The organism is Streptomyces griseorubiginosus (genome assembly GCF_001514195.1).
In the GTDB taxonomy this organism is placed as follows: Bacteria; Actinomycetota; Actinomycetes; order Streptomycetales; family Streptomycetaceae; genus Streptomyces; species Streptomyces griseorubiginosus.
Genome location: NZ_KQ948738.1, coordinates 327690 through 346142 on the forward strand (window position 1 = coordinate 327690; position 18453 = coordinate 346142).

The 18453-nt window shown below is 71.3% G+C and carries 17 protein-coding genes and 1 pseudogene; 11 read left to right on the forward strand and 7 right to left on the reverse strand.

Features of this window, described 5'->3' with window-relative positions:
• Positions 1-19: 19 nt before the first annotated feature.
• Positions 20-442, reverse strand: coding sequence for a secondary thiamine-phosphate synthase enzyme YjbQ (locus AQJ54_RS24205; protein ID WP_062240905.1), 423 nt, complete (start codon positions 440-442; stop codon positions 20-22).
• 122 nt (positions 443-564) lie between these two features.
• On the opposite strand from AQJ54_RS24205, the gene AQJ54_RS47805 reads away from it, so the two are divergent.
• The 6 genes and pseudogenes from AQJ54_RS47805 (at position 565) to AQJ54_RS24225 (ending at position 5017) form a co-directional block, all read left to right on the forward strand.
• Positions 565-648 (forward strand): putative leader peptide, encoded by an 84-nt coding sequence (locus AQJ54_RS47805; protein ID WP_349817350.1) that lies wholly within the window; start codon positions 565-567, stop codon positions 646-648.
• 153 nt (positions 649-801) lie between these two features.
• Entirely contained in the window at positions 802-1722 is a 921-nt protein-coding gene (locus AQJ54_RS24210; protein ID WP_062026361.1) for an ABC transporter permease, read from the forward strand.
• Positions 1695-2555, forward strand: coding sequence for an ABC transporter ATP-binding protein (locus tag AQJ54_RS24215; protein WP_062240907.1), 861 nt, complete (start codon positions 1695-1697; stop codon positions 2553-2555). Before AQJ54_RS24210 ends, AQJ54_RS24215 begins: the two co-directional genes overlap by 28 nt.
• A gap of 42 nt (positions 2556-2597) precedes the next feature.
• Positions 2598-3623 (forward strand): ABC transporter substrate-binding protein, encoded by a 1026-nt coding sequence (locus AQJ54_RS24220; protein ID WP_062240909.1) that lies wholly within the window; start codon positions 2598-2600, stop codon positions 3621-3623.
• Positions 3620-3876, forward strand: a pseudogene (locus AQJ54_RS46780) (hypothetical protein); the annotation flags it as partial. The gene AQJ54_RS24220 and the pseudogene AQJ54_RS46780, both read left to right, overlap by 4 nt.
• A gap of 64 nt (positions 3877-3940) precedes the next feature.
• On the forward strand, positions 3941-5017 hold the full coding sequence (locus tag AQJ54_RS24225) for an NAD(P)-binding domain-containing protein (protein ID WP_062240910.1): 1077 nt from the start codon (positions 3941-3943) through the stop codon (positions 5015-5017).
• 133 nt (positions 5018-5150) lie between these two features.
• Here the strand turns inward: AQJ54_RS24225 and mltG are convergent, their stop codons facing one another.
• Together mltG and AQJ54_RS24235 are read right to left on the reverse strand one after the other, a co-directional pair.
• Complete coding sequence (mltG, locus tag AQJ54_RS24230; protein ID WP_062240912.1) at positions 5151-6002, reverse strand: endolytic transglycosylase MltG; 852 nt, start codon at positions 6000-6002, stop codon at positions 5151-5153.
• A 43-nt stretch (positions 6003-6045) separates the two neighbouring features.
• Positions 6046-7857 carry an ABC transporter ATP-binding protein gene (locus AQJ54_RS24235; RefSeq protein ID WP_062240914.1) on the reverse strand — a complete coding sequence of 604 codons (1812 nt, stop codon included), beginning with the start codon at positions 7855-7857 and terminating at the stop codon, positions 6046-6048.
• A gap of 94 nt (positions 7858-7951) precedes the next feature.
• Between AQJ54_RS24235 and AQJ54_RS24240 the strand changes: the two genes are divergently transcribed.
• A complete protein-coding gene (locus tag AQJ54_RS24240; RefSeq protein ID WP_062240916.1) occupies positions 7952-8398 on the forward strand; it encodes a MarR family winged helix-turn-helix transcriptional regulator in 447 nt (148 codons plus the stop codon).
• A gap of 87 nt (positions 8399-8485) precedes the next feature.
• Here AQJ54_RS24240 and AQJ54_RS24245 read toward each other — a convergent pair whose 3' ends face one another.
• From AQJ54_RS24245 to AQJ54_RS24255, 3 genes are all read right to left on the reverse strand, one after another.
• Positions 8486-9910, reverse strand: a complete 1425-nt coding sequence (locus AQJ54_RS24245; RefSeq protein WP_062240918.1) for a cation:dicarboxylate symporter family transporter — start codon at positions 9908-9910, stop codon at positions 8486-8488.
• 168 nt (positions 9911-10078) lie between these two features.
• Complete coding sequence (locus AQJ54_RS24250) at positions 10079-11731, reverse strand: peptide-N4-asparagine amidase (protein ID WP_062240921.1); 1653 nt, start codon at positions 11729-11731, stop codon at positions 10079-10081.
• Between the two features lie 56 nt (positions 11732-11787).
• Positions 11788-12537, reverse strand: a complete 750-nt coding sequence (locus AQJ54_RS24255) for a hypothetical protein (RefSeq protein ID WP_062240923.1) — start codon at positions 12535-12537, stop codon at positions 11788-11790.
• Between the two features lie 268 nt (positions 12538-12805).
• Between AQJ54_RS24255 and AQJ54_RS24260 the strand changes: the two genes are divergently transcribed.
• The 4 genes from AQJ54_RS24260 (at position 12806) to AQJ54_RS24275 (ending at position 17582) form a co-directional block, all read left to right on the forward strand.
• On the forward strand, positions 12806-14662 hold the full coding sequence (locus AQJ54_RS24260) for an ABC transporter transmembrane domain-containing protein (protein ID WP_062240925.1): 1857 nt from the start codon (positions 12806-12808) through the stop codon (positions 14660-14662).
• Complete coding sequence (locus tag AQJ54_RS24265; RefSeq protein WP_062240927.1) at positions 14659-16440, forward strand: ABC transporter ATP-binding protein; 1782 nt, start codon at positions 14659-14661, stop codon at positions 16438-16440. The genes AQJ54_RS24260 and AQJ54_RS24265 overlap by 4 nt, the downstream gene beginning before the upstream one ends.
• Before the next feature lie 341 nt (positions 16441-16781).
• On the forward strand, positions 16782-17252 hold the full coding sequence (locus AQJ54_RS24270; RefSeq protein WP_062026349.1) for a DUF5709 domain-containing protein: 471 nt from the start codon (positions 16782-16784) through the stop codon (positions 17250-17252).
• Between the two features lie 69 nt (positions 17253-17321).
• Entirely contained in the window at positions 17322-17582 is a 261-nt protein-coding gene (locus AQJ54_RS24275; protein WP_030316680.1) for a type B 50S ribosomal protein L31, read from the forward strand.
• 62 nt (positions 17583-17644) lie between these two features.
• Here AQJ54_RS24275 and AQJ54_RS24280 read toward each other — a convergent pair whose 3' ends face one another.
• Entirely contained in the window at positions 17645-18439 is a 795-nt protein-coding gene (locus tag AQJ54_RS24280) for a metal-dependent hydrolase (RefSeq protein WP_062240929.1), read from the reverse strand.
• Positions 18440-18453 lie beyond the last annotated feature (14 nt).

The window sequence follows — 18453 nt, forward strand, 5'->3', positions numbered from 1 at the left end:
AGGTCGGCTTGGAGGACGCTCACCCCAGGAAGCTCAGCCGCACCTTGCGCTCGGGGTTGTCGACGTTGGTGTCCACCAGGCACACCGACTGCCACGTCCCCAGCTCCAGGCGCCCGTTGAGGACCGGCAGCGTCGCGTGGGGCGGGACGAGGGCCGGGAGGACGTGGTCGCGGCCGTGGCCGGGGCTGCCGTGGCGGTGCTGCCAGCGGTCGTCGGCGGGGAGCAGGGTGTGGAGGGCGGCGAGGAGGTCTTCGTCGCTGCCGGCGCCCGTCTCGATGACGGCCACGCCGGCCGTCGCGTGCGGCACGAAGACGTTGAGGAGGCCGTCACGGCCGGCGGCCGCCTCCCTCAGGAAGGCCTCGCAGTCGCCGGTGAGGTCGACGATCCGCTCCGACGAACCGGAGGAGACGTTCAGGACTCGGGTGGTGAAAGCGTCAGACATGCCCCCATCCTCACCCCTGCGGCCGGATTCACTCGTCATCGACGGCCCGTTCTGCGATACGGCGGGTCCACTCCGCGAGACGCCATTGACCGTCGTCGCGCGCACTGACTACTTTCTGCCGCATGTTGCGTTCAGCCCTGCTCACCACGCGCGGTCACATCGACCTGCTGCGGGTGGCCTCCGCCGCGTGTCGCCGCGGCTGCTGACGCCTTTCTCCCGCTGTCCCGCGCCTGGGCTCCGCCCTGCCGACACGTCCGGTTCGCGCTGATCTCCGGCTGCTGAACGGCCGTTGGCGCGCGGCTGGACTCAGCGGCGCCCGCCTTCATCCCCCACGCCGCTCTCCCCTCCGTGGAGCTCCCATGAGCATCAGCCATGCCCCACCCGACTCCCAAGAACCCGATATTTCTGACATATCGCAACAGGTGAACAGCCCCGGGAACGCCGTCGGCTCGGATGCCACCCCGGACGCCACGGCCACAGGCCTGGAACCCATCGTCCCCGCCTCCTCCCGCCGCACCCGTGTCCCCCGCTGGCTGCGCCGCACGACCGGCCCCGTGCTGCTGCTGATCCTGTGGCAGCTCCTGAGCGCGACCGGTGTGCTGACGCCCGACGTGCTCGCCTCCCCCGGCCGGATCGCCCAGGTCGCGGGGGATCTGATCGCCGACGGCTCACTGGCCTCCGCGATGACGACCTCGCTCCAGCGGGTCGCCGGCGGGCTGCTGCTCGGCACGGTCATCGGCACCGGACTCGCCCTCGTCTCCGGCCTGTTCAGGGTCGGTGAGGACATTGTGGACGCCCCGGTCCAGATGCTGCGGACCGTGCCGTTCGTCGGTCTGATCCCGCTGTTCATCATCTGGTTCGGCATCGGCGAGGCGCCCAAGATCGCCATCATCACGCTGGGCGTGACCTTCCCGCTCTACCTCAACGTCTACGCCGGCATCCGGGGCGTGGACTCCCAGCTGATCGAGGCCGGGGAGTCCCTCGGACTCTCCCGCTGGGGACTCGTCCGGCATGTCATCCTGCCGGGCGCGCTGCCCGGCGCCATGACGGGCCTGCGCTACTCCCTCGGCATCGCCTGGCTCGCGCTCGTCTTCGCCGAGCAGGTCAACGCGGACTCCGGCATCGGCTTCCTGATGGTGCAGGCACGGGACTTCCTGCGCACCGACGTCATCGTGGTCTGCCTGATCGTCTACGCCTTCCTCGGCCTGCTGGCCGACTTCATCGTCCGCACGCTCGAAAGGCTGCTGCTGCAATGGCGACCCACCTTCACCGGCCGGTGAGCCCCACGGCGCCCGAGGCGGCGCAGACATCCTCCGGTCCCACAGGGGCCGACAGGGCGACCGAAGTCACTGTTACCAAGGAAGTCACCGAAACCACCGACGCGTCCGCGGCGGCACCCCGCCCCGCGCACGCCGTCCGTGTCGAGGGCCTGACCCGCTCCTTCGACGGCCGCCCGGTCATCGACGACCTCCGACTGGACGTCCGCCCAGGCGAGTTCGTGGCCCTCCTCGGCCGCAGCGGCTGCGGGAAGTCCACCCTGCTGCGCATCCTCGCCGGGCTCGACCGGGACATCGAGGGCACCGTCCTGGTCCCGCGCCGCAAGGCGGTCGCCTTCCAGGCGCCCCGCCTCATGCCGTGGAAGAAGGTGTGGCGCAACGTCCTGCTCGGCCTGCCAGGCAAGCCCGCACGCGCCGTAGCCGACCAGGCCCTGGAGGAGGTCGGACTCGGCCACCGCAGTGACGCCTGGCCCAAGACCCTCTCCGGCGGCGAGGCCCAACGTGCCTCCCTGGCACGGGCGTTGGTGCGCGAGCCCGATCTCCTGCTGCTGGACGAGCCGTTCGGCGCGCTCGACGCCCTCACCCGCATCAAGGCCCAGCGCCTGGTGGGTGAGTTGTGGCAGCGCCGCGGCTGCGCGGTGCTCCTGGTGACGCACGACGTCGAGGAGGCCGTCCTGCTCGCCGACCGGGTCCTCGTGATGGACGAGGGCGTCATCGCACACGAGCAGGAGATCGACCTCGACCGGCCGAGGGACATCGCCGACCCCCGGTTCGCGGAGATCCGCGGACAGCTCCTGGAGCGCCTCGGCGTCGCCACCGCCGCCGAAGCCGCCTGAACTCCCCCGCACACCACCTCGGTTTCACAGAACGGACTCCCCATGCGACGCCGCCTCGCCCCCGCCGCACTGCTTCTCCCCTTCGCCCTCCTGCTCACCGCCTGCGGCGGAAACGCCACCGCCGGCACGGGCTCCGACACCGACGGCAAGGGCTCGCTGACACTGAACGTCGGTGACCAGAAGGGCGGTTCGGCGGCCATCCTGCACGCCGCGGGGGAACTCAAGAACCTCGACTACAAGATCAAGTGGTCGACCTTCACCTCCGGTCCGCCGCTCCTGGAGGCCGTCAACGCCAAGGCCGTCGACATCGGCGGGGTCGGCAACACCCCGCCCGTCTTCGCGGCCGGCGCCGACTCGAAGATCACGGTGGTGGCGGCCTGGCACGGCACCTCCAAGGGCGACGCCCTCCTCGTCCCGAACGGCTCGAAGCTGACCGATCCCGCGCAGCTCAAGGGCAGGTCGGTGGCCGTGGCGCAGGGTTCCTCCGCCCACTACCAGCTGGTCGCCTCGCTGAAGGCGGCCGGGCTGAGCCTGAGCGACGTGAAGGTCAAGTACCTCCAGCCGGCCGACGCGCTGGCCGCGTTCACCTCCGGCAAGGTCGACGCGTGGGCGGTGTGGGACCCGTACACCTCGCAGATCCTTCAGGCGAAGCAGGGGCGGGTGCTGACCACCGGTGACGGGATCACCAACGGCCTGACCTTCCAGGTGGCTTCGCCGAGCGCGCTGAAGGACCCGAAGAAGGTCGCCGCGATCAAGGACTACCTGGAGCGGCTGCGGCGCGCCTACAAGTGGGTCTACTCCCACGAGTCGGAGTGGGCGAAGGTCTGGGCGAAGGAGACGGGCCTGCCCGAGGACGTGGCGCTCGCCGCGGTGAAGCGGACGTACACCACGCGGGTGGCCGTCGCGGTCGACCAGCAGCTGATCGCCTCGGAGCAGCAGATCGCCGACACCTTCACCCAGTTGAAGCTGATCCCGCGCAAGGTCGACTTCGGCGACTTCACGGACCCGCGGTTCAACGGCGGCCTCCCGGCCTCCACCACCGCGCCGCGCCCCTCGGAGACGAACTGACGCGCCGGTACCACCGGTTCCTGCTCACCGACGGTGACGACCGCACCCTCGTGGACCGGCACGCCTACGGTTCGAACCGCAGCGGGCAGGTGCCGGGGCTCCAAGGCGGTGCTCACGCCGACCGGGACCTTGTGCGAGGACGCCTGGCTGACCACCACGGCCCTCGCCACAGCCGTACGCCTTCGAAGGCACCCACCCCCAGGTCGAGGGCGGCCTGACCGCACTGCCGCCGGACCCGGTGCCGCAGTTGTTCTCCCATCCTGGTGGCAGGAGGGCGAGGTGGGAAGATCCGGCCTCCCGCCGCCGTTAGTAGAAATGTGAACAACACGCGCGAGGTCGAGGTCGTCGTCATAGGTGCTGGTCAGGCGGGTCTGTCCAGCGCCTATCACCTGCGCCGCACCGGTTTCGAGCCGGAGCGCGACTTCGTGGTCCTGGACCACTCCCCCGCGCCCGGCGGCGCCTGGCAGTTCCGATGGCCCTCGCTGACGTACGGCAAGGTGCACGGCATGCACGCGCTGCCGGGCATGGAGCTCACGGACGCCGATCCGGAGCGGCCGTCGTCGGCCGTGATCGCGGAGTACTTCACCGCGTACGAACGCGCCTTCGACCTGCGGGTACGACGCCCTGTCGACGTCCGTGCCGTGCGCGAGGGCGTCGACGGCAGGCTGCTGGTGGAGACCTCGGACGGCACCTGGTCGACCCGGGCGCTGATCAACGCGACCGGTACCTGGGACCGGCCGTTCTGGCCGCGCTATCCGGGCCAGGAGACCTTCCGGGGACGGCAGTTGCACACCGCGCAGTACCCGGGGCCCGAGGCGTTCGCCGGGTTGCGGGTGGTCGTGGTGGGCGGCGGCGCGTCCGGCACCCAGCACCTGATGGAGCTCGCCCCCTACGCGGCGGCCACCACCTGGGTCACCCGGAGCGAGCCGGTGTTCCGTGAGGGCCCCTTCACCGAGGACGTCGGCCGGGAGGCCGTGGCGCTCGTCGAGGAGCGGGTGAGGCAGGGGCTGCCGCCGAAGAGCGTGGTGTCGGTGACCGGACTGCCGCTCAACGACGCGGTACGGCAGGCCCTCGCGAACGGTGTACTGGACCGGCAGCCGATGTTCGAGCGGATCACGCCGGAGGGCGTGGAGTGGAAGGACGGGCGGCGCGTCGACGCCGACGTCATCCTGTGGGCGACCGGTTTCCGGGCCGCCATCGAGCACCTGGCCCCGCTGAAGCTGCGGGAGCCGGGCGGTGGCATCCGGGTCGAGGGCACCCGCGCGGTCGCCGATCCCCGGGTCCATCTGGTCGGCTACGGCCCGTCGGCGAGCACGATCGGCGCCAACCGCGCGGGCCGCGCCGCCGTACGGGACATCAAGCGGCTGCTGGCCGAGGAGCCGGTGGCCGCTTGACGCTCCCTGTGACGCGGCATCGCTTTGCGCTCCGTGCGACGCGGCATCGCTTTGCGCTCCGTGCAACGCGGCATCGCTTGGCGCTCCGAGCGACACTGCGTCGCTTCCAGCCGCATGTGACGGTTCGTCACTTTCAGTCCTGCTTGGCCGAGTTCTTCTGGTTCTTGTTGAACTCGGCCACGTTGCGCCGGTGTTCCTCGAAGTTGTCGGTGAAGCGGGTGTCGCCCGGCTTCACCGTCACGAAGTACAGCCAGTTGCCCGCGGCCGGTGCGATCGCGGCACGCATCGCGTCCTCCCCGGGGTTGTCGATCGGAGTGGGCGGCAGGCCCATGCGCTGGTACGAGTTGTAGGGGCTGTCGATGCGGGTGTCGGCGCTGGTCGTCCGCAACGTGGAGCGGTTCAGGGCGTAGTTGACGGTGGAGTCCATCTGGAGCGGCATTCCTCGCTCCAGGCGGTTGAAGACGACCCGGGCGACCTTCGCCATGTCGGCCTTGGTCGCCGCCTCGGCCTGGACGATGCTCGCGATGGTGACGGCCTGGTAGACGTTCATGGCGTTGCGCTGTGCACCGGCCGCGATCGGGGCGCCGTTGAACTTCTTGTTGGCGGTGTCGACCATGAACGAGAGCAGCGCCTCCGGCGTCGTCTTCCTGCCGTTCCGCTCCAGCGGGTACGTCGCCGGGAAGAGATAGCCCTCCGGGTTGCCCTCCGCCTCGTTCGGCAGCTTGAGGTGCGCCTTGGCCAGGGACCTCTTGGCGCTCCCCGGCGGCCGGCCGAGGGCCTTGTCGACGGCGTCGTAGACCTGCCCGGCCCGCCAGCCCTCGGGGATGAGCAGGGTGGTGGGCTCCTTGGCGCCCTGGCCGCTGTCGAGCATCAGCAGCGGCACCGCCACGGCGGTGCCGGCCACGACGGCCCCGGTGGCGATGAGGACGAGACGCCCCCGGCGCGTCAGTCGGATCGTGCTCCGTGGCGGAGTGTTCTGGTACATGCGGGCACGGTAACCCGCATATCACCACAAACCCGGCATATTTTCAGCTTGTCGGTTCCAGTTGGGCATCTCGGCGTACGAGCGCCGCGTACCGCCCGTCCTGCTCCAGGAGCTCCTCGTGCGTACCCCGCTCGGCCACCCGGCCGGAGTCGAGGACCACGATCTGGTCGGCATCGCGAATGGTGGACAGCCGGTGCGCGATGGTCAGCGTGGTGCGGTTGGCCGAGAGCGCGTCGATGGCCTCCTGCACGGCGTGCTCGGTACGCGTGTCCAGGGCGCTGGTCGCCTCGTCCAGGATGAGGACGGGCGGGTCCCGCAGAATGGTCCGCGCGATGGCGAGGCGCTGCTTCTCGCCTCCCGAGAAGCGATGACCGCGTTCGCCCACGACCGTGTCGTAGCCGTCGGGCAGGGACGCGATGTGGTCGTGGATCTGCGCCGCCCGCGCCGCCTGCTCGATCTCCTCGTCGGTCGCGTCCGGCTTCGCGAAGCGCAGGTTGTCGGCGACCGTGGCGTGGAAGAGGTACGTCTCCTGCGAGACGACCCCGATGGCCCGCGCGAGGGTGTCGAAGTCCAGGTCCCGGACGTCGACCCCGTCGAGGGTGACCCGGCCGCCCGTCACGTCGTAGAGCCGCGGGACGAGATAGCCGAGGGTGGACTTGCCGGCGCCGGTCGAGCCGACGAGCGCGAGGCTGCTGCCCGCCGGGACGTCGATGTCGATGCCGGTGAGGACGGGGGCGCGCTCGTCGTCGTCGCTGTCGTACCGGAACTCGACGCCCTCCAGCCGGACCTCGCCCTTCACGCGGTCGAGGTGGACCGGGTCCTCCCGCTCGGTGATGTCGATCGGCAGGTCGAGGTACTCGAAGATGCGCTGGAAGAGCGCGAGCGACGTCTGGATCTGGACGCCGGTCGACAGCAGGCTCACGGCCGGGCGGAACAGGCCCTGCTGGAGCGAGACGAAGGCGACGATGGTGCCGAGGGAGATGTCCGGGCCGCCGGCCTGGAGGGCGATGCCCGCGGTCCAGTAGATGACGGCGGGCATGGCGGACATGACGATCCCGATCACGGCCATCCGCCAGCGTCCTGCCATGTTCGACCGCACTTCGAGGTCGACCAGGCTCTCGGACTCGTCGGCGAAGGACCGGGTCAGCGAGTCGGAGCGGCCCATGGTGCGGCCGAGCAGGATGCCGCTGACGGAGAGCGACTCGGTGACCGTCGCGGCCATCGCGGCCATCTGCTTCTGGCGCTGCGTGGTGATCTTCTTGCGTTCGTTGCCGACCCGCCGGCTGATCCACACGAACACCGGGAGCAGCAGCAGCGAGACGACGGTCAGGCGCCAGTCGAGGGCGATCATCGCGATGATCGTGGCGACGACGCTGGTCAGGTTGGAGACGAGCGAGGTCGCGGTCGAGGTGACGGTGGCCTGCATGCCGCCGATGTCGTTGGCGATGCGGGACTGCACCTCGCCGGTGCGGGTGCGGGTGAAGAAGGCGAGCGACATGCGCTGGAGGCGGCCGTAGACCGCGGTGCGCAGGTCGTGCATGACGCGCTGGCCGACCGTGGTGGAGATCAGGGTCTGGCCGACGCCGAAGACGCCGGTCAGGACCGCGCTCAGGATCATGCCCAGCGCGAGCAGGCTGAGCAGTCCGGTGCGGCCCTGGGGGATCGCCACGTCCAGCGTTTCCTTCAGCAGGAACGGGGTGGCGACGGTGACCAGGGCGGAGGCGCCGACCAGCAGGCCGACGACGGCGAGCCGGGCACGGTAGGGCTTGAAGAGCCGGAGGATGCGGCGCACCTGCCGGGGCTGGTCGGTCGAGGTGCCGGGCGTGGGGGTCCAGTCGATGTGATCGCGGGGCATGGTCTCCTGCGGAAGGTGAGGCGGTGAGGACCAACGGAGCTTAGCTCATTGTTACCTATACTCACAATGAACCAGGTCCTGATATTGTTCCCGCATGACCACGCCAGATTCCGACGGCCTGCTCGCCGAGCAGTTGCTCAGACTGACGCGCCGGGTGTTCCGCATCCAGAAGCGCCACCTGGGACAGCGCGGTCTCGGCGTCACACCCGCGCAGTCCAGGCTGCTGCGCACCCTCGCGCACTGCGACACACCGCCGCGCATGGCCGACCTCGCCGAGCGGCTGGAGGTGGTCCCCCGGGCCGTGACCAGTCTCGTCGACGCGCTGGAGGACGGCGGCAAGGTGCGGCGGGTACCGGATCCGACCAACCGCCGGGTGATCCGCATCGAGCTGACCGGGGACGGCGTCAAGACCCTGCGCGAGTTGCACGACGTACGCAGGGCCGCCGCGGAGGAGATCCTCGCTCCGCTGTCGGACGAGCAGCGCGCGGCGCTCGGAGGGCTGCTGGACACGCTGGTGGACGGGCCGTACTGGCAGCACTGACGGGCAGCACTCGCGGCACCGAGGACGAGCGAGGCCACCACTCCTGTCGTACGGAGCGGTGGCCTCGGGGCGTCGCGACCGCGAGCGTCAACTCACCTCGGCGACGGGCTCCTTGACGACCGGTTCCTCGACGACCGGTTCCGTGACGACCGGAGCCGGGGCGGTCTCCTCCTCCGCCTCGGGTACGGCTGCCGGGGCGGGCTCCTCCTCCGCCTCGGGGACGACCTCGCCGCCCAGCACCTTCTTCGCCTTGTCGATGTCCAGGGCGCCCTCCCAGCGGGACACCGCGAAGACCGCGACGCAGTTGCCGAGGAGGTTGGTCACCACGCGCATCGAGTCCATGATGCGGTCGACGCCGAGGAGCAGGGCGACCGCACCGGCGGGGATCGCGCCGAGCGAGGCGGCGGTGGCGGACAGGGCGAGGAACGCCGAGCCGGGGATGCCCGCCATGCCCTTGCTGGTCAGCATCAGCACCAGGACCACGGTGATCTGCTGGCCGAGGCTGAGGTCGACGCCGACGGCCTGGGCGATGAACAGGGTGCCGATGGAGAGGTAGAGCGAGGCGCCGTCGAGGTTGAAGGAGTAGCCGGTCGGCAGCACCAGGCCCACCGCGTCGTCGCGCGCCCCGGCCTTGCGCAGCTTCTGCATCACGCGCGGCATGACGGACTCGGTGGACGCGGTGCCGAGCGCGAGCAGCATCTCCTCGCGGATGTAGCGCAGGAACTTCCACAGGCTGAGCCCGGTGAGCGCCTTGAGCGCGACGGCGAGCAGCGCGATGAAGAGCGCGGCGGCCATGTAGCACAGGACGATCAGCTTGGCGTAGGTCTCGATGACGCCGAGGCCGTACTGGCCGATCAGCACGGCCATGGCGCCGAACACGGCGATCGGCGCGAGGCGCATCACGAAGCCGACGATCGCGAAGATGATCTCCTGGGCCTGCTCGATGGCGGGCAGCACCCGCGGGACCTTGGTGTGCCCGAGGTGGAGCAGCGCGGCGCCCACCAGACAGGCCAGGATGAGCACCTGGAGCAGGGAGTTCTCGGCGAAGGCGCCGATGAAACTGGTGGGCAGCGCGTTGACGATGAACTCGGTCGTCGAGGGCAGATGTCCGCCGGCCGTCTTGGCGTCCACGGCCGCGGAGTTGAGCGTGGCGGGGTCGACGTGCATCCCCGAGCCGGGCTGGACGAGGTTGGCGGCGAGCAGTCCGATGACCAGCGCGAGGGTGCTCGCGACCTCGAACCAGATCAGCGCCTTGAGCCCGATCCGGCCGAACGCCTTGAGGTCGCCCGCCTTGGCGATGCCGACGACGACCACACAGAACACGAGCGGCGAGATGATCGTCTTGATGAGCCGGGTGAAGCCGTCGCCGAGCGGTTGGAGGTCCGAGGCGAAGCCGGGCCACAGCTTGCCGACGACGATGCCGAGGACCAGCGCGACGGCGACCTGGACGAAGAGAGAGGTACGCAGTGTGTGTGCGACGCGTCGCGGCAGGGACGGGACGGACGGCGGCACGGGCACTCCTTGGGGGGACGGGGAGCCACAGAAGCCAGGGGAGACTTCTGCGATACGGAAAGCGGCTTCCGTGAGGACTACTCTGGAGGGACCGTTGATCGCCTACGAGACCGCCGTGTTTCCGCCGCGTAAATCACGCACCCTGTGACGCACCGCACACAACTCGGCTCAGCAGCCGTCGCGTTCCTCGGTCAGCACTCCCTGCACGGTCACGAGTGACCGGTCGTGGCATCCGGCCGAGCCCCGGATCCGGTAGTGCTCGCTCGTCGTGCCGACCGCGTGCCGCTGATCGCGCGGGACGTTGATCGTGTAGGTGGCGTCGCCCGTGTAGGTGTCGTCGAGCCGGGACCACACCGCGGTGCGGCGGCCTCGGCTCACCATGGACTCGGCGCGGTCACCGAGGGTCAGTACCGTCCGGAGGCGGTCACCCGCGCCGACCGTGGTCGTGCCGTCCATCGTGTACGTCCGGTGGGTGCGGGTGGTGCGGGCCGGGCCACGGCCGTCCACGGTCACCGATTCGTCGTCCGTCCAAGTGGCCTTGAGCGCGTCGGGGTTCTCGCCGTCACCCCAGCGATGGGTGGACGTGTTCGCCAGTGAGCGGCGGACGGTGGTCGTCACCCGGCCGTGCGAGGTGTCCACGTACCCGGCGACGGTGAGCCGGTGGTCACCGTCGGTGTCCACGCGCTGCTCCGAACCGGGCGTCCAGACGGAGGAGTTGGCGAGGTCACCGCTGTCGTGCGTGATGAGCCCTCCGGTGACGTGCCTGCTCCTGGTGTCCTGCCAGACGAGGACGTTCACCGGCGTGCTCCACCCGGACTGCCCCGCGGGCACACCGACGACCGAGACCTCCAGGCGATGCGGGCGCCCGTCGTTGAGGATCCCGGCGAAAGGGGTCAGGTCGTATTCGATCGGCTTGACGTCGAAGGCGCGGGGGCCCGGAACGACGTACCAGAGAAAGGGGTTGGACCAGCCCCCGGTCCACACGGTCGGGAACGGGGCGGCGATGCCCGCGAGTTGGCCGTCGACCTGGATCTGGACCTCGCGGTAGGGGCCACCGTCCGCCCGGCAGGAGTACGGCGCGTTCGACGGCACCGTCAGATACCAGTACTCCTCGCAGCCGCCGCCGGAGCCGGTGGCGTACACCTCGGCGACGATGCGTTCGCTGTTGCGCGGGGTGGTGAGGGCCCCGTCGGCGAGGGTGAGCACGCGGCCGGGAGTGCTGCCGGCGTCCGGTGCGCCTGCGTAGAACGTCAGCGTCACCTTCACGTCGATGATGCCGGTGTAGGTGTCGTCGACGACGTTCCCGATGAGCATCTCGACGTCCTGGCGACGGCGGAGTGTGTCGCTGTAGCGCGTCACGTCCTTCTCCACGGACCACTCGATGCCGTCGGGCGAGGGCTGCGGGGTGGACGTGCGGAGCACCTCGACCCCGCCGATGTGCAGATAGCCGAGCCGGTCGAACTGCCGTCCCTTGACGTGGCCTTCGAGACGCAGCACGACCTTGCTCCAGCGGTCGCCACAGCCCTTGGGCGGGGCGTAGGTGCCGGTGTACGGCGTGAAGTCGCGGAACCGCGCTTCGGCGACGGTGACCCGGCAGGACCTGCCCGGGGGCTTGGTGACGGGCGGGGCGGCGGTGACGGGGTCGTGCCAGTCGGTGCCGAACTCGGCGGGAGCGGGGGTGGGTTGGTCTGCGGGCGCCGCCGGTCGGGCTGACGCTGTCTGTGCGGGGCGCGCCGCCGACTGGGCCGGGGCCGCTCCGAGCAGTGTGCTCACCAGAAGGGTCGCCCCTGTGAGCATGGACATGACTATCCGACTCTTCATGGCCGTGTTCTACGGCGAGTCGGGCGTCTCCCGCAATGACGCCTCCCCCGGCCGGCTTACGCCGCCAGGTCCGCCCTGTCCCCCATCACCACCACGGGATGGCGGTCCGGATCGAGCGTGCGCAGCAGATACCGCATCGCCGACCTGGACACGCTGACACAGGCCGACGTACCGCTGCCGTGGTCCATGTGCAGCCAGATACCGCCGCCCTTGGCGTAACCCTCGGGCCGAGTCTGGTTGTTGGGCGGGGTGCCCTCGACACGGTTGTAGTCGACGGCGATCACGTAGTCGAAGTCGTGCCAGTAGGACCGGGGCCACCAGCGCGGGGCGGCGATCGCGGCCGACCTCGTGTAGGGCAGCCGCGCGCCGGGGTCCGGGAGCACGCCGCCCGCGTCACTGAGCGTGAACACCCCGACCGGGCTGCGCCGGTCGCCCTCGTGGTGGTCGGTGGTCCAGCCCTTCTTGCCGTTGTGGGCGGGCCAGCCGCGGACACGGTCCCAGCCGGAGCCGTGCCTGGCGTACAGCACGACGGTGGCGTCCGCGGAGTTCCTCCCGTCGCCGTAGACCGCGACGACCTGGCGGGAGTTCGCGGGGATGCGCGTCCGGAGGCGGTCGCCGACGCCGGGGATACGGGTCGGTCGGCCCGCGGATGCGTCCCCGGCCTCGGTGCGGGGGACGGGGCCGGCGGACGCGGGGGTGGCGCCGGTGTGTGCCGGGCCCGGGCCGCCGCACGCTCCCAGCGGGAGCAGCAACACTCCCACCGCTGTCGTGGCCACCGCGATCCGCCGTACGCCTCCGCCTCCCATCGGTCCATCGTCGCACCGGAGCGCCGGGGCGGCCGAGCCGCCGGTTGTGCGCGGCACGCGCGTCACGCGGGGCGGGCGAGCCGGTTGCTGTGCGTCGCGTGGGGCGGAAGTGCCCCTTCCCTGCCGCGGGCGGGCCGGTTCTCCATGCGTCGCGGCGGAAAACCTGTTGCCTCCGGACACGCTCTGCCGCGAACCTTTCACGGTTTGCAGCCGCCGTGCGCGGCTCTCCTCCCACCCCCCTGACACGAGCAACCGGGACACACCCCTCATGCAGATCCAAGACCTTCCGTATGCCGATCCGGGAGTGCCCGACGCACGCTCGGGCCCCCGGTTCCTGTGGTGGCTCTTCAGGAACCAGCTGGGCGGTCAGTTCAAGTCGCTGGCCTGGGGACTACTGCACTTCCTCTCGGTCTCCGCGCTGCCCTTCTGCGTCGGCGTGGCCGTACAGGCCGTCGTCGACCACTCCGGCCGCCGACTCGCCCTCGCGGGCGGACTGCTGGCGCTGTGCTGCGTCGGCAACGCGGTGGGCGACACCTTCCTGCACCGCACCGCCGTCACCAACTGGATCACGGCCGCCGCGCGCGTCCAGCAGCTGCTGGCCCGCAAGGCCGCGAACCTGGGCTCCGCTCTGACCCGACGGGTCGCGGCCGGCGAGGTCGTGGCCGTCTCCACCGGTGACGTCGAGAAGATCGGCTGGTTCGTGGAGGCCTGGTCCCGGTTCACCGCGGCGGCCGTCACGATCGTCGTGGTCTGCGTCGGGCTGGTCGTCTACCAGCCGGCGCTCGGCGTGGTGGTCGCCGTGGGCCTGCCGGTGCTGGCCCTCTCGGTGCTGCCCCTGCTGCCCCGGGCGACCAGACGCGCCGACTTCCAGCGCGAGAAGGCGGGCCGCGCCACCGAGCTGGCCTCCGACACCGTCGCCGGGCTGCGCGTACTGCGCGGCATCGGCGGTGAAGAACTCTTCCTCGACCGCTACCGCAGGGCCTCCCAGGAGGTCCGCCACGCGGCCGTGCGCAGTGCCCGGATGTGGTCGCTGATCGCCGCGATCCAGGTCCTGCTGCCGGGTCTGCTGCTGATCGCGGTCGTCTGGTACGGCGTCCACCTGGCCCGCCAGGGCCGGGTGGAGATCGGCGAACTGGTCGCCGTCTACAGCTCGGTGATGATCCTGACCTACCCGCTGCGGCACTTCGAGGAGATCGCCATGGCGTACTCCTTCTCGCGCCCCTCGGCCGGCCGGGCCGCCCGGGTGCTGTCGTTGGAACGGGCCACGCCGTCCGACGGGGCGGCGGCTGCGGAGGTCCCGGGAGACATGCCCTCCGGGGACCTGTACGACCCGGCCACCGGTCTGCTCGCCCCCTCCGGGCGGCTCACCGCGGTGGTCTGCGGCGACCCGGATGCGGCGGGGCTGCTCGCCGAACGGCTCGGTGGACACCCCTCGGAGGGGGGCGTCTCCGTGCTGCTGGGCGGCGTGCCACTGGACGAGCTGCCGCTCGACTCGGCACGCACCGCCGTTCTCGTCCAGGACAAGGACCCGGTGCTGCTCTCCGGCAGCCTTCGCGAACTGCTCGACGTGCCCGCCTCGGGTGACGTCGGTGCCGTGGAGGCGCTCGCCGCCGCGCAGTGCGCGGACGTACTGGCCGCCCTGGTCCAGGGGTCCCTGGACGCCGAGGACCCGATGGACGCCCGCATCACCGAACGCGGGCGCTCCCTCTCGGGCGGCCAGCGCCAACGGCTCGCCCTGGCCCGGTCGCTGTTCACCGACCCGGAGGTGCTGGTCCTGGACGAACCGACCTCCGCGGTGGACTCGCACACCGAGGCACGGATCGCGGACGGCGTACGGGACCTGCGGAGCGGGCGCACCACGGTGGTGTTCACCTCCTCGCCCCTGCTCCTGGACCGCGCCGACCGCGTGGTGCTCGTCCACGACGGCGAGGTCGCGGCGGTCGGCGTGCACCGCGAGCTGGTGCACAAGGAACCGCGGTACCGGGCGGTCGTCACCCGCGAGACGGACGACGAGGCCGCGCTGAACGATGCGCGGCACGAGAACCATGTACGGCACGAGAAGGACGGCGTACCGCACGAGCACGACGTGCTGCACGCCCTGGAAGAGATCGAGGAGAGCGCATGATCGGCGTGGCGCCACCGGCGTACGACCCGGCGGCACCGACGACGGCGAACACCCTGCCCGTCGGAGCCCCCGCGACCGTACGCGCCTACGTGGCCGAACTGTTCCGCCGGCACCGCCGCGCCTTCGCCCTCCTCGTCGGCGTGAACACTGTGTCGGTGGTGGCCTCCATGGTGGGGCCCTGGCTGCTCGGCGACCTCGTCGAGCGGGTCTCGGACGGGGCGCGCGAACTCCACCTCGAGCTGACCGCGGGACTGTTCGTCATCGCCCTGGTCGTCCAGGCCGTCTTCGTACGGCAGGTGCGGCTGCGCGGTGCGATGCTCGGCGAACAGATGCTGGCCGACCTGCGCGAGGACTTCCTCGTGCGGTCGGTCGGCCTGCCGCCCGGCGTCCTGGAACGGGCCGGGACCGGCGACCTGCTGTCCCGGATCACGACCGACATCGACCGGCTCGGCAACGCCATGCGCGAGGCCGTACCGCAACTGGCGATCGGTGTGGTGTGGGCGGCCCTGCTGCTCGGCGGACTCGTGATCACCGCGCCGCCGCTGGCCGCCGCCGTCCTGCTCGCCCTGCCGCTGCTGATCGCCGGCTGCCGCTGGTACTTCAAGCGGGCACCGTCCGCGTACCGCTCGGAGGCCGCCGGGTACGCCGCGGTGGCCGCCGCGCTCGCGGAGACCGTGGACGCGGGGCGCACGATCGAGGCGCACCGGCTCGGTGCCCGCCGCATCGAGCTGTCGGAGCGGCGGATCAGGGAGTGGACCACCTGGGAGCGGTACACGCTGTGGCTGCGGTCGGTGCTCTTCCCGTGCATCAACGTCAGCCACGTGATGATCCTCTCGTCGGTGCTGATGGTCGGCGGGGTGTTCGTCCTCCAGGGCTGGATCGGGGTCGGCCAGCTCACGACCGGTGCGCTGATCGCGCAGATGCTGATCGACCCGGTCGGGCTGATCCTGCGCTGGTACGACGAGCTCCAGGTGGCCCAGGTGTCGCTGGCCCGGCTGGTGGGCGTCCGGGACGTCGAGCCGGCCGGTACGGACGCCGGGCTCGCGCCCGACGGGCGGGAGGTGCGTGCGGACCGGGTGCACTTCGGCTACCTGGAGGGAGTCGACGTCCTGCGCAAGGTGTCCCTGGAGGTCGCGCCCGGCACCCGGCTGGCGCTGGTCGGTCCCTCGGGCGCCGGCAAGTCCACCCTGGGCAGACTGCTGGCCGGCATCTACGCGCCCCGGGACGGCCGGGTCACCCTGGGCGGCGCCGAGCTGTCCGGGATGTCCGCCGAACGGGTCCGTGAGCATGTGGCCCTCGTCAACCAGGAGCACCACGTCTTCGTGGGCTCCCTGCGCGACAACCTCCTGCTCGCCCGGACGGACGCCACGGACGCCGAGCTGTGGGCGGCCCTGGGCGCGGTCGACGCGGACGGGTGGGCACGCGCGCTCGACGACGGCCTGGACACCGAGGTCGGCTCGGGCGGGCTGACCGTCACCCCCGCCCAGGCACAGCAGGTGGCGCTGGCCCGTCTGGTGCTGGCCGACCCGCACACCCTGGTCCTCGACGAGGCGACGTCGCTGCTCGACCCCCGGGCGGCCCGTCACCTGGAACGCTCCCTGGCCCGCGTCCTCGACGGCCGCACGGTCGTCGCGATCGCCCACCGGCTGCACACTGCCCACGACGCGGACGTCATCGCCGTCGTCGAGAACGGCCGCATCAGCGAGCTGGGCAGCCACGAGGAGCTGGTCACGGCGGACGGCGCGTATGCGGCGTTGTGGCGGTCCTGGCACGGGTGAGGAGCGGGACGACGCCGGGGTGACGGACGCCGGGGTGGTGGGCGCCGGGTGGGGGGGGCGTCGGGTGGGTGGTGGGCCCACCTCACGCCACGCCCCGCTCGCCCCCTCCCCCGGCAGCCACCCCACCCCACACCCCGGCCCCGCCTACCCCTGCTCCGGCCGGTGCAGCGCCCCTGGCGTTGCGCTGTCCCGAACCGGGGTGGAAGGCTGGACAGCAGCACCGGCTCAGGGAGCGTGTGCGGGCGGCTCGGGCCGCCTGCGGGCGCGGCAAGTGCCCCGGGGGTCCGTGGCCCGCCTGGGCTGCGGAGGATCGGGCCCGTCCCCTTCACCTGGAGGTACCCGTGGACAGCTCCGACGGATGGGGAGACGACGTCTACCAGCCCGACGGCTCCGAGATCCAGGACGACGCGGGGCTGCTCGACGCGGAGGACACCCTGGAGGACGACGGGGTCGACGACCCCCTCGACCGCGGCTGGTCCCCACCGGACAGACCGTGGGCGGTGGAGCACACCGGCGTGACCGCCGCGGAGCGCCGACAGGGCGAGACGCTGGACCAGCGGCTCGCTGAGGAACTTCCCGACTTCGTGCCGTCCGACGGCGACGGCATCGGCGACGTGGACGGCACCGACGGCGAACTCCTGGACAACGAGGTCGGCGCGATGCGCTCCGGCCGTCTCGTGGCCCCCGACGAAGGGGCTCACGAGGACGAGGAGAGCGCGCTGGTCGCCACGGACGTGGGCATCGACGGCGCCGCGGCGTCCGCCGAGGAGGCGGCGATGCACATCGTGGACGAGGAGACCCTGTCCGGCTGAGAACACAGCTGAGAACACGGCTGGGAGCACGGCTGAGAGCACGACACCCGCACCGCACGAGGAACCGCCATGCAGCAGGACAAGCACCCCGACTACCACGAGGTCGTCTTCCGTGACCGCTCCGCCGGTTACGCCTTCCTGACCCGCTCCACCGCGACCAGCGACCGGACCATCGAGTGGGACGACGGCGAGACCTACCCGGTGGTGGACGTGGAGATCTCCTCGGAGAGCCACCCCTTCTACACCGGGAAGGCGCGGACGGTGGACTCGGAGGGCCGCGTGGCTGCCTTCGAGCGGCGGTACGGCGGCGGGACCGGCCAGGACGGCTGACCGACCGGCCGCCCCCGGCGCGCCAGGGCCGGGGAGCGTGTCAGTACCCTCGCGCGCCGGCCTCAGATGAAGTTCAGCGCCGCCGCGCAGCCCACTCCCCCGAGCAGCATGAACGCCGGCATCAGCACCTTCAGCTCGACCCAGCTGCCCGCGCGGAACCGCATCACCTTCGGCGGTCCGATCGGGTACCAGCGCTTTCGGCCCACCGGGATCGGCCACAGGATCGGGCAGCCCGACACCGTCAGCGCGTCCCCGATGTCGTGCACGAGCGCACCCAGGACCACCGGCAGCCCCAGCCACATGTACTCCTGGCCGGGCTGGGTGAACAGCCAGTTCGAGCCGTTGCCCGGCTTGTCCAGGACACCGGCGATGATCCACGCACTGGTGGCCGCCAGCAGCCACACCAGGACGTCGGCACTGGAGCCCCGGGTGGCCCGCCACAGCAGGCCCTCGATGGCCAGCACCATGTGCACGAAGAGGATCGCGAGCACGGCCCACCGGTCGCCGGTGATCGCCACCACCGAGCAGCCCACACCGATCAGGACGGCCCACAGCCAGGTGTGCGTGAGCGTGCGGTGACCGCCGGAACGACGAGGGTCGCCCTGCTTCCTGGTCGCCTTGTAGACGGCGTAGGAGAGCTTGTCGACGATCTCGCACAGGGCCCGGGAGACCGGCCCGAAGGCCCGCGAGATCGTGGCCGCCTTGTGGTCGAGATCGGGAGCGAGCGCGGCGCCGGCGCAGATCAGCGCTCCGGCCAGCAGCACGGGCCACGGCATGGTGTGCCCCGTGGCGGCGGCAGCCGCTCCTACGCCCAGCCAGGCCGCGGCGCCCGACAGTGAGTGTGCTGGTCCCATCATCGGCGTTGCCCGCC

What these genes read in the sequence shown, in the direction of transcription:
- AQJ54_RS24205 (WP_062240905.1), bottom strand. Translation starts at nt 442, where the DNA reads ATGTCTGACGCTTTCACCACCCGAGTCCTGAACGTCTCCTCCGGTTCG.
- AQJ54_RS47805 (WP_349817350.1), top strand. Translation starts at nt 565, where the DNA reads ATGTTGCGTTCAGCCCTGCTCACCACGCGCGGTCACATCGACCTGCTG.
- AQJ54_RS24255 (WP_062240923.1), bottom strand. Translation starts at nt 12,537, where the DNA reads ATGGGAGGCGGAGGCGTACGGCGGATCGCGGTGGCCACGACAGCGGTG.
- AQJ54_RS24220 (WP_062240909.1), top strand. Translation starts at nt 2,598, where the DNA reads ATGCGACGCCGCCTCGCCCCCGCCGCACTGCTTCTCCCCTTCGCCCTC.
- AQJ54_RS24210 (WP_062026361.1), top strand. Translation starts at nt 802, where the DNA reads ATGAGCATCAGCCATGCCCCACCCGACTCCCAAGAACCCGATATTTCT.
- AQJ54_RS24260 (WP_062240925.1), top strand. Translation starts at nt 12,806, where the DNA reads ATGCAGATCCAAGACCTTCCGTATGCCGATCCGGGAGTGCCCGACGCA.
- AQJ54_RS24280 (WP_062240929.1), bottom strand. Translation starts at nt 18,439, where the DNA reads ATGATGGGACCAGCACACTCACTGTCGGGCGCCGCGGCCTGGCTGGGC.
- AQJ54_RS24250 (WP_062240921.1), bottom strand. Translation starts at nt 11,731, where the DNA reads ATGAAGAGTCGGATAGTCATGTCCATGCTCACAGGGGCGACCCTTCTG.
- AQJ54_RS24215 (WP_062240907.1), top strand. Translation starts at nt 1,695, where the DNA reads ATGGCGACCCACCTTCACCGGCCGGTGAGCCCCACGGCGCCCGAGGCG.
- AQJ54_RS24240 (WP_062240916.1), top strand. Translation starts at nt 7,952, where the DNA reads ATGACCACGCCAGATTCCGACGGCCTGCTCGCCGAGCAGTTGCTCAGA.
- AQJ54_RS24275 (WP_030316680.1), top strand. Translation starts at nt 17,322, where the DNA reads ATGCAGCAGGACAAGCACCCCGACTACCACGAGGTCGTCTTCCGTGAC.
- mltG (WP_062240912.1), bottom strand. Translation starts at nt 6,002, where the DNA reads ATGTACCAGAACACTCCGCCACGGAGCACGATCCGACTGACGCGCCGG.
- AQJ54_RS24265 (WP_062240927.1), top strand. Translation starts at nt 14,659, where the DNA reads ATGATCGGCGTGGCGCCACCGGCGTACGACCCGGCGGCACCGACGACG.
- AQJ54_RS24235 (WP_062240914.1), bottom strand. Translation starts at nt 7,857, where the DNA reads ATGCCCCGCGATCACATCGACTGGACCCCCACGCCCGGCACCTCGACC.